Annotated in this window: 1 protein-coding gene; it reads left to right on the top strand. The window is 67.3% G+C overall.

Features of this window, described 5'->3' with window-relative positions:
• The coding region (locus tag NP3_RS45820; RefSeq protein WP_157125015.1) for an SDR family NAD(P)-dependent oxidoreductase at positions 1-3,289 on the top strand (3,289 nt) is incomplete at both ends.

Raw genomic sequence — 3,289 nt, 5'->3', positions numbered from 1 at the left:
CGCCGAGCATTTCGATGCGATTGTCGCGCAGCTGGATCCGCTGCTGGAACAACCTGTTTCGCTGAGCGTGGCGTTGGCGGACGACGTTCTGGTCGACCGGACGGTGTTCGCGCAGGCGGGGTTGTTCGCGTTCGAGGTGGCGTTGTTCCGGCTGCTCGGATCGTGGGGTGTGCGTGCGGATGTGGTGGCTGGTCATTCGATCGGTGAGGTCGCCGCCGCGCATGTGGCCGGTGTGTTGTCGCTGTCGGACGCTTGTGTGCTGGTGGCTGCGCGTGGCCGTTTGATGCAGGCGTTGCCGTCCGGCGGGGGGATGGTCGCTGTTGGTGCTTCCGAGGCCGACGTGCTGCCCTTGTTGGCCGATGTCGATGGGGTGTCGATCGCGGCGGTGAACGGTCCGTCCTCGGTCGTGCTGTCCGGTGTCGAGGACGCAGTCGCCGCTCTTCTCGAGGCGTGCACCGAGCGTGGTTGGCGGACCCACCGATTGCGGGTTTCGCATGCTTTCCATTCGGCTCTGATGGAGCCGATGCTGGCCGAGTTCGCTTCGGCGATAGATGGTTTGGTGTTCGGTCGTCCGAGCATCCCGTTGGTGTCGACGGTGACCGGCGCCCAGGTCGTCGACGAGATGGGTGACCCGTCGTATTGGGTCGGTCAGGTCCGGGATACGGTGCGGTTCGCCGATGCCGTTGCGGCGATGGCAGATCTGGGTGTGTCCAGGTTCGCCGAGGTCGGGCCGGACGCCGTGTTGACCCCGATGGTCGCCCAGACTCTCGGTGACGCCACGGCGGTTGCGATGACCAGACGCGACCACGCGGACGCGGTGACCGTAACAAGTGCGGTGGCCGGGCTGTTCGTGGCCGGTGCCGAGGTGGACCGGGCTGGCATCTACCACGGCTCCGGAGCGCGGCGAATCGACCTGCCCACCTACGCCTTCCAGCACGAACGGTTCTGGCTCGACGCCAAGCAGATGCTGGCCCAGTCGTGGCTCGGTGCCGAACTGGGCGGCGTCACCGCGGTCGGGCTGGACGCGGTGGAGCATCCGTTGCTCGGTGCTGTTGTGCCGCACCCGGATTCGGGCGGGGTGAGCTTCACCGGACGGTGGTCGATGGACTCCGTCGAATGGCTGGCCGACCACAGCGTGCTCGGTACCGTGCTGCTGCCGGGAACCGGATTCGTCGAGTTGGCCAGCCACGTCGGTGGCCGGTTGGGCTGCGAGGTGGTGGACGAGCTCGTCCTGCACACTCCGTTGACCTTCCCGGCCGAGGGCAGTGTCGCAGTTCAGGTCGTGGTGGCCGCCCCTGATGAGGTCGGTCGCCGACGGCTGAGCGTGCATTCTCGGCACGCGGCCGAGGGGCCGTGGGTTCTGCATGCCGAAGGAGTCCTCGCCCCGGGCGAGGTGGTGGCTGATTTCGACCTCGCCTCCTGGCCTCCCGCTGGCGCGCAACCATTGGACATCGACGGTGCGTATGACGAACTGCTCGATATCGGGTATGGCTATGGCCCGTTCTTCCAAGGGTTGCAGGCGGCGTGGCAGCGTGATGCGGAGTTGTTCGCTGAGGTCGCGCTGCCGGATCCGAAGGACGCCAAGGGTTTCGGGATCCATCCCGCACTGTTCGACGCGGCTATGCACGCCGGGATCGTGCATGGGATGCGTGGTGGCGTCGAGGGTTTCCCGGCGCTGCCTTTCACCTGGAACCGGGTCGTGCTGCACTCGGCCGGTGCTGCCGCGGTGCGGGTCCGCATCGTGCCGCAGGGCGACCGGTTCGCCATGCAGATAGCCGACGAGCAGGGGCAACCCGTGTTGTCGGTGGGCGCGTTGGTATCTCGGCCGGTGTCGGCCGAACGCCTGAGCGCGGATCGGATGTCGGAGGCACTCTTCGGCGTGGATTGGGTCGCTGTCGCGCCGTCGTCGGTGAGCGTCGAGCCGGGCCGTGTGGCGGTACTGGGTTCTCGGCACAGCCGTGGCGACCAGAGTTCCGGTGAGGTGCGAGGCTACGGTGATCTCGCTGCGTTGATCGCCGATCTCGATGCGACTCCCGATTCGGTTGTTCCCGACATCGTGCTGCTCGCGTGCCCCCACCACGACGGTGCGGCGCCGGAGGCCGCACGGCAGGTCACCATCGGTGTTCTCGACACGGTCCAGCGTTGGCTGGCCGAAACTCGCTTCGCTGGTTCCCGTTTGGTTGTACTCACCGAACACGCGGTGACCGTTGCGGATTCCGAGCAAGTGGATCTGGGCCAGGCGCCCGTGTGGGGGTTGCTGCGTGCCGCGCAGGCCGAACACCCAGACCGATTCCAGCTTCTCGATCTCGATGAAGACGGTGCTCCGTTCGCCGTGGCGGCCGTGGCGGCCGCTGTCGCGACGGAGCCGGAGGCCGCGCTGCGGGGTGCGAGTGTGTTCGTGCCGCGGTTGAGTCGTCACGCACCCGGCACGCTCGTTCGACTGACCGAGCCGGGCACCGTGCTGGTGACCGGTGGCACGGGTGGTCTGGGTGCGGTGATCGCCCGGCATCTGGTGACCGAACATGGTGTGCGCCAGCTGCTTTTGACATCTCGGCGTGGCCTGAATGCTCCTGGCGCTGCCGAGCTGCGTGCGGAGTTGGTCGAGCTCGGTGCCGAGGTCACCATTGCCGCGTGCGATGTGTCCGATCGGTCTGCGCTGTCGGCGCTGGTCGACAGCATCTCCGATCAACATCCGCTGGTGGGTGTGGTGCACGCGGCCGGAACGGCCGACAACGGTTTGATCGAGTCGATCACGCCGGACCGGATCGACTCTGTCTTCCGGCCCAAACTCGATGCGGCATGGCATCTGCACGAGCTCACTCGCGATCACTCGCTGTCGCTGTTCGCGCTGGTGTCCTCGGCAGGCGGATTGGTGCTGGCCGCCGGTCAAGCGAACTACGCCGCGGCGAATGTCTTCCTCGATGCGCTCGCGGCACATCGTCGGAGTCTGGGATTGCCCGCGACGGCTGTGGATTACGGGTTGTGGGCGCGATCGTCCGGGCTCGGTGTCGAGCTGTCCGAAGATGACTTCGATCGGATGCGCCGCCAGGGCTTCCCACCGCTGACCGAGACCGAGGGTCTTGCGCTGTTCGACTCCGCAATCGCAACCGATACCGCGCGGCTGGTGGCGCTGCGGGTCGATCCGGCGGTGCTCCGGACGCGGGGCGAACAGGTCCCCGCTCTGGTCCGCTCGTTGGCACCGGCACCGGTCCGCAGGCAGACCAGGACCGCTGCGGGTCAGGCCTTTGCGCTCGAGCTGGCCGGTTTGTCGGACGCGGACCGTGCGCAT

It is taken from the genome of Nocardia pseudovaccinii NBRC 100343 (assembly GCF_001613225.1).
Taxonomy (GTDB): Bacteria; Actinomycetota; Actinomycetes; order Mycobacteriales; family Mycobacteriaceae; genus Nocardia; species Nocardia pseudovaccinii.
This window is presented reverse-complemented; position numbering and strand designations above follow the sequence as displayed.